The sequence below is a fragment of the uncultured Victivallis sp. genome (assembly GCF_944391105.1).
Lineage (GTDB): Bacteria > Verrucomicrobiota > Lentisphaeria > Victivallales > Victivallaceae > Victivallis.
On sequence record NZ_CALXSK010000007.1, the window covers coordinates 89,085 to 95,876 of the forward strand.

Genomic DNA, 6,792 nt, shown 5'->3' on the forward strand with positions numbered 1-6,792 from the left:
AAAGGCAGGACGCAATCCGCCCCGCCCCGCTTTTTCCGGTACTTCGGCAATCACCAGGTGAAATCGTCGAAAATCAGGTCATCCCCCTTCAGGTCGTAGAAGAAGATTCCCGTGATGAAGTCCGCGATATCGACCGGATGGATGTAGAGGTCGCCGATGACGAGACCGCCGAGCGATCCGCCGATCGCCCAGTAGTCGCGGCTGCCGTTGCGGTAGACCGGATTGAACGGCTCGGGGAAGCCGGTGCGGTTCTCGGTGTATTTGTTTACGAGCGACGTGCTTTCCAGAACTCCGAGGTTCTCCTCGCCGATGGAGACGAACTCCCAGTACCAGCCGTCTTCGACGCCGAGTCCGTACTGGCGGTTGTACGCCTTGTACACTTTGCCGCAGAGCCCGACGCGCCCGCCGCCCCAGATCGCCGCGGTTGCCTGAAGTCGCGCCTCAAGCACCGGTCCGATGCCGACATTCACCGTGAAGGTGTCGAGCGCGTCCATCACGAGGTTGGCCGGGTAGAGCACGATTTTTTCGAGGATGCGATTGGTGTCCGCCTTTGCGATTCCGCCGGTGAAAAGAAGGCCGGCGATGCCGACGACCATCAGAAATTTCTTCATCTTAAGTACTCCTGAAAAGATTGATTCATCACGAAAAAAACATTATTTCATCAACTCCGGAAAGCGCGGGCCGCCCTGCCGCTGCGGTGCGGTGAACGGCGGAGGCTCCGGAGGTTGCGGAGAGGCCGCACCCGTACCGGGGAGAGGTTCTTCGATGATCTCGAAGTCTCCGGTCATCTCCGCCTTCTTCAGATCGAGTCCCTCCACGGTGAGGCGGGTGATCCGCCTCTGTTCGATCAGAATCTCGGCCAGCGTGGTCTGCATCTTCTTGATCTGTCCGGCCAGGCCGATAAGATCCTCGTCGAAATCGCGGCGCTCCTGTTCAAATTTCGCAAGAAAACGGGTGAGCTGCACCAGTATGAAGATCAAGATCGCCAGAAACAGTACGGCTATGATGACTGCAATCAGCATTTCGGCTCTCATAATATAGTCCGCCTCCGCGTATCGGTGAAGTTAATGTTTGCAGTTTCTTATCCTGTTAAAGATAATATATTGCAAATCTCCCGGCTGTCAATCCTCGGGCGGCAAATTTCTCAAACATTCCTCGATTTTCCGCCCGGAGTCCGGGAAACGGGTCTCCGGGATCAGTTCCGCCAGCGGTTCGAGCACGAATCGCCGGAGCTGCGCCCGCGGGTGCGGCAGCGTGAGTTCCGGCGTATTGCGGATCTCGTCTCCGAAGAGAATCAAATCGAGGTCGAGCGTCCGCGACTCCCGGCTGGAGTGGTTGGCCGGGCGGCCCGCCTCCTGTTCGAGTCTCCGGCAGAGGCGCAGCAGTTCGAGGGCATCGCCCTTCCAGGTGCCGGTCAACGCCGCGTCGCAGAAGTCGGGCGTTCCCGGTACGCAGTCGACTGCCGCGCTCCGGTGGATGCGGCTCATCCGGAGGTCGTCGCAGCCCGCCGCGGCGAGTTTCCGTACTGCGTCGTGGAAGATTTTTGCGGAATCTCCGAGGTTTCCGCCGAGCATGATTGCAAATTTTGTGGATTTTACCATTTTGTCGTTAGCCTTTTCCCGATATTGCATTTATATTTATAATCGCACGGGTATTGGTTTTTTGCAATAGAGATTTTATGACAGACAGGCCGAAAATTTATTTTCTGGGGTCCGGCGTTATCGCGTGTCCGGTGTTGAAGGCGATCGCGTCGTCGCCCGGGCTTGCGCTTGTCGGGGTCGGTACACAGCTCGACCGCCCGGCCGGGCGCAGCCGTCGGTCGACGCCGACGCCGGTTGCTTCCGCCGCGGCCGAGATCGGGATTGAAGCGGAACGCATCGGCTCGGTCAACGATCCGGCGTTTCTTGAGGGTCTGAGGCGGAAAGAGCCCGACCTGATTCTGGTGATTTCGTTCGGCCAGCTGTTGCGGGCGGAAATCCTGGCGCTTCCGGCGTCCGGGTGCGTCAACATCCACGCGTCTCTGCTGCCGCGTTACCGCGGCGCCTCCCCGATTACCCAGTGCATTCTGAACCGGGACTCCGAGACGGGAGTCTGCTTCATGGCCATGGAGCGCGGTCTCGATACCGGAGCGGTCTATCAGACGATTCCGCTCCCGCTCGATCACACGGAATATGCGAGTGAACTGGAGTTCAAACTCGGTCGCATCGCAGCGGAAGCCGCTCCCGGGGTTCTCGGCAGCATCTGCCGCGGCGAGCTTCGCGCCGTGCCGCAGGATTCCGTCAGCGCCACCGTGTGCACGAAGATCCGCAAGGCGGACGGGCTGATCCGCTGGACCGGATTCTGCCAGGAGATCGAGGCGATGGTGCGCGCCTACTGCCCGTGGCCCGGCGCATTCAGCCGGGTCCGCACTTCGAAGGGGGAGGAATCGGTCACGCTGCTGCGGGTCGCGATGCGTCGCGATCTTGCCGGCCGCCCCGGGGAAGTGCTTCGCGCCGATAAATACGGACTGGTCGTGGCCTGCGGGCGCGGCGCGATTGAAATTCTCGAACTTGCGCCTCCCGGACGGCGCAGCATGCCCGCAACCGCCTGGCTGAACGGGTTGCGCGGCGAAATTCCCGAATTCCTGCCGCAGTGAATCGCTGCGGATGATGAAACAATTTTTTTGATGGAACACAGACATGGAAAAAAGCGGCAAGCAGATGATTCTGAACTGCGAGAAGCTGGAGCGCCGTTTCGCGATGCTGAACGACGGCCGCCTCGAGGAGTATCAGATCGAACGGGACGACTCCGGTCCCAAGGTCGGAAACATTTATCTGGGGAGAATCATCAACTTTGAACCCTCGCTGCAGGCGGCGTTCATCGACATCGGCGCGGAGAAGAACGCCTTTCTCCACTACCACGAAATGCTCCCCGGAGGCGATGAACTGCTCGAAAAGCGCATTAGCGAGGAGGAGGCCGAGGAAGAGGAGGAGGCCGCCGCCCGCGGCACCGGAACCGACGCTCCCATCGCCGCCAAACGGCGCAAGCGGCAGGAGGGAAGGCCCGGCAGCCGGGCGCTCTCCGAAGCGCTGCGGCGCAAGAAGAAGCTGACCGTCGCGGATATTCCGGAATTTTTCAAGCCCGGCATGGAGCTGCTCGTGCAGGTCGTGAAGTCCCCGATTGGAACGAAGGGCGCGCGGGTTACGACGAACATGTCGATCCCGGGCCGTTACCTCGTGCTCATGCCGTACAGCGAGCACATCGGGCTCTCCACCCGCATCGAAGGGGCGCAGGAGCGCGACCGGCTGCGCAAGATTCTCTCATCGCTCGAACTCCCGGAAGGGATGGGACTCATCTGCCGCACGGTCGGCGAGGGAAGAAAGGCGGCATTTTTCAAGCGGGACCTTGACCTGCTGCTCGACTACTGGCGCAAAATCGAACACGCGATGGAGACCATGAAGGCTCCGGCACTGGTGTTCACCGAGCCGGACCTCGTCGCCCGCACGATCCGGGATTTCATGACCGATGAGATCGGCGGAATCGTCGTCGACGACAAGGCGGCCTGCAAACAGATCGCCGACACTCTGCGGCGGATCGGCGGCGCGAAAATGGCCGGGAAAGTTACGCTCTACAACTCCCCGAAACCGGTTTTCGACCACTATAAGATCAACGATCAGCTGCGGGAGGTCTACCAGCGTGAAGTGCGTCTGCCGGGCGGCGGTTACATCTGCATCGATGAGACCGAGGCGCTCATCGCGATCGACGTGAATTCCGGCCGCGGCCGCAAGGGAACCGATCAGCCGGAGTTCATCCTCAAGACGAATCTCGAAGCCGCCGCGGAGATTGCGCGGCAGCTGCGGCTGCGCAATATCGGCGGACTGGTTGTACTCGACTTCATCGACATGAAAAGCGCGAAGGATCGCGACGAAGTGCTGCGCACGATGAAGAAACTTGTGAAGGACGATCGTGCCAAGACCAAGGTTCTGCCGATTTCGAAGCTCGGCTTGATGGAGATGACCCGGCAGCGCGAACACGAAAGCATTCTCGACCAGGTCTACAATCCCTGCCCCTACTGTTCCGGAACGGGACGGGTCAAGTCGCCGCTGACGATGAGCGTCGAAATTCAGCGGCGGCTCAACTCCGTTCTGCGCGAAAAGCGCTATAAGGATGTTCCGGTTCGGGTCATCATGCACCCGGACGTCCTTGCTCGGTTGCGCAACGAGGATGCGAAACTCCTGAGCGATATCGAAGAAAAGTACAATCACGATCTGAGTTTCCGCGCCGATCCGATGCTCCATTACGAGGAGTTCCGGCTGGTCGACCCGGACACCGGAGCGGAGCTGTTTTGAGCAGAGGCGGCCGATGGAAGAGGATCGCCCGAAACTTCTGATCGTCGACGACGAACACAACACCCGTGAAGCGATGGCGCGTTATCTCGGCCGCCGCTACCGGGTCACGACCGCCGCGGACGGCGGAGATGCGCTCGAAGAGCTGGCCGCACAGAAATTCGATCTCGTACTGACCGATCTGCGCATGCCGAAGCACGACGGTATGGAGGTGCTCCATGCCGTGCTCGCCCAGCCGGATCCCCCCGCCTGTGTGTTGCTGACCGCCTACGGCTCGATTGAGGATGCGGTTTCGGCAGTCAAACAGGGGGCGTTCGATTTCGTGACGAAACCGGTCAAACTCGACAAACTTGAGTCGGTCGTCCGCGCGGCGCTCGACGAGCGCCGCAAACGTTCCGTTGAAGCCCCCCGTGCCGAGCTTGTCGAAATGCCGGAGCCGGAGCCGGAAATTCACGCTCCGGCACTGCCTGAGCCGCATCGTCCGGTCGCATTGGCTCCGGAGTATGTTCTGCCGGAACCGACCGAAGACGGGCGCGATCCGATGGCGGAGGTCATGCGTCTGGTCAACACAGTTGCGCCGACCCGTTCGACCGTACTTCTTACCGGCGAGAGCGGAACCGGCAAGGAGGTGATTGCGCGGCTGCTGCACGAACGAAGCGGCAGACGCGGCGAATTTGTCGCAGTGCACTGTGCCGCTCTGACTTCGACGCTGCTGGAAAGCGAACTTTTCGGATATGAAAAAGGCGCGTTCACGGGGGCGCAGGAGCGGCACATCGGCCGTTTCGAGGCGGCCGACGGCGGAACGATTTTCCTCGACGAGATCGGAGAGATTGACGCTGCAACGCAGGTGAAACTTCTGCGCGTACTTGAGAGCCGTTCGTTCGAGCGGGTCGGCGGAACCGAGACGGTCAAGGTCGACGTCCGGCTGATTTCCGCGACGAACCGCGATCTGCGGAAAATGGTTATGGAGAATCGTTTCCGGGAAGATCTTTTCTACCGGCTCAGCGTGGTGAACATTCCGCTGCCGCCGTTGCGGGAGCGCCGGGAGGAGATTCCGCAACTGGTTGCGCGGTTCGCCGCGGAGTTTGCGCGTGAGAACAACCGTCCTGTCACGGGGATCTCGCCGGAGGCGCTCCGGGCGCTCATCAACTATCCGTGGCCGGGGAACATCCGGGAGCTTCGCAACTGCATCGAGTCGATGGTCGTGCTTGCGCGGGGGCCGCTGCTCGAGGTGCGCGATCTTCCTGCGAGCGTGCGTCATCCGGAGACGGCCGGGGAGCTTCTTCCGCCGGACATGGCGACCCGCCCCCCCGCGGAAAAGCCGTTGAAACTGGATGAAAACGAACGGATTTTGATCGACGAGGCGTTGCGCAAGTGCAACGGCAACCGGACCGCCGCGGCCAAGCTGCTCGGCATCAGTCGCCGGACGCTGCATCGCAAGCTCGCGAAATGACGGTTTGACTTTATACGGTCCACCGCTTGAAATTTTCGGGCTCCGGAGTTAAATTAATAGAATTATGTTCAAAACCCAACCGATTGGAGTTAAAAATGTCCGGGCATAGTAAATGGGCGAATATCAAGCACAAGAAGGAAGCCGCCGATAAAGTGAAGGGCAAGGCGTTCTCCCGCATTGCCAAGGAGATCATGGTCGCCGCGAAGATGGGCGGTTCGGATCCCGACGCCAATCCGCGGCTGCGTTCCGCGCTGGTCGCCGCGAAGGCGGTCAACATGCCGAACGTGAACATCGAGCGCGCGATCAAAAAAGGCGCCGGGGAACTCGGCGACGTGGTCTATGAGGAGATCGTCTATGAAGGGTACGCGGCCGGCGGCGTGGCGGTCATCGTCGAATGCCTGACCGACAACCGGAACCGTTCGATCAGCGACGTCCGCATGGTGTTTGACCGCAACGGCGGCAATATGGCCGGTTCCGGCGCGGTTGCGCGTATGTTCAAGCGGCAGGCGCACTTCACGATCACGGGCGAATGGGCGGATGAGGAGAAGCTCATGGATCTGGTTCTCGACGCCGGTGCGAACGATCTGGTCGTGGAGGACGGCGTGGCCGAGATCTGGGCCGATCCCGAGAATTTTGAAGCGCTTGTGAAGCTTTTTGAAGAGAAGGGAATTCCGACCGAAGAGGCCGAGGTGATCCGCAAGCCGGAGATGGTGACCGAGCTGACCGACGTTTCGACTGCGCGGCAGGTGATGCGTCTCGTGGAACGCATGGAAGATCTCGACGACGTCCAGCAGGTGACGGCGAACTACGAGATCTCCGACGCGATTGCCGATCAGCTCGAAGAGGAGTAAGGTTTTTCTCTTTGCGTATCGATCCGAAGGGCGGCTCCGGAAACGAAATCCGGCAGGCCGCCCTTTTTTCATGGCGAACAGGAAGTGAAAGGAGATGGTATGATAAATAGCTGACGTTCGCGGTTTCTGCTTGCGGCGTGTAATTTATGGCGATTAACTTACA

The 6,792-nt window shown here is 60.3% G+C and carries 7 protein-coding genes; 4 read left to right on the forward strand and 3 right to left on the reverse strand.

The features are described from left to right. Positions 1-50: 50 nt before the first annotated feature. The 3 genes from Q0K10_RS04255 to folK all read right to left on the reverse strand — a co-directional run bounded on the left by Q0K10_RS04255 (position 51) and on the right by folK (position 1,601). Positions 51-611, reverse strand: a complete 561-nt coding sequence (locus Q0K10_RS04255; protein ID WP_294503618.1) for a hypothetical protein — start codon at positions 609-611, stop codon at positions 51-53. A gap of 42 nt (positions 612-653) precedes the next feature. Continuing rightward, positions 654-1,034 carry a hypothetical protein gene (locus tag Q0K10_RS04260; RefSeq protein WP_294503621.1) on the reverse strand — a complete coding sequence of 127 codons (381 nt, stop codon included), beginning with the start codon at positions 1,032-1,034 and terminating at the stop codon, positions 654-656. Positions 1,035-1,121: 87 nt separating this feature from the next. Further along, complete coding sequence (folK, locus tag Q0K10_RS04265; protein WP_294503624.1) at positions 1,122-1,601, reverse strand: 2-amino-4-hydroxy-6-hydroxymethyldihydropteridine diphosphokinase; 480 nt, start codon at positions 1,599-1,601, stop codon at positions 1,122-1,124. 77 nt (positions 1,602-1,678) lie between these two features. Between folK and Q0K10_RS04270 the strand changes: the two genes are divergently transcribed. From Q0K10_RS04270 to Q0K10_RS04285, 4 genes are all read left to right on the forward strand, one after another. After that, positions 1,679-2,635 (forward strand): methionyl-tRNA formyltransferase, encoded by a 957-nt coding sequence (locus Q0K10_RS04270; protein ID WP_294503627.1) that lies wholly within the window; start codon positions 1,679-1,681, stop codon positions 2,633-2,635. 43 nt (positions 2,636-2,678) lie between these two features. After that, on the forward strand, positions 2,679-4,328 hold the full coding sequence (locus tag Q0K10_RS04275; RefSeq protein WP_294503630.1) for an Rne/Rng family ribonuclease: 1,650 nt from the start codon (positions 2,679-2,681) through the stop codon (positions 4,326-4,328). A gap of 13 nt (positions 4,329-4,341) precedes the next feature. After that, positions 4,342-5,778 (forward strand): sigma-54 dependent transcriptional regulator, encoded by a 1,437-nt coding sequence (locus Q0K10_RS04280; RefSeq protein WP_294503632.1) that lies wholly within the window; start codon positions 4,342-4,344, stop codon positions 5,776-5,778. A gap of 95 nt (positions 5,779-5,873) precedes the next feature. Continuing rightward, positions 5,874-6,629, forward strand: coding sequence for a YebC/PmpR family DNA-binding transcriptional regulator (locus Q0K10_RS04285; RefSeq protein ID WP_294503636.1), 756 nt, complete (start codon positions 5,874-5,876; stop codon positions 6,627-6,629). Positions 6,630-6,792: the final 163 nt, after the last annotated feature.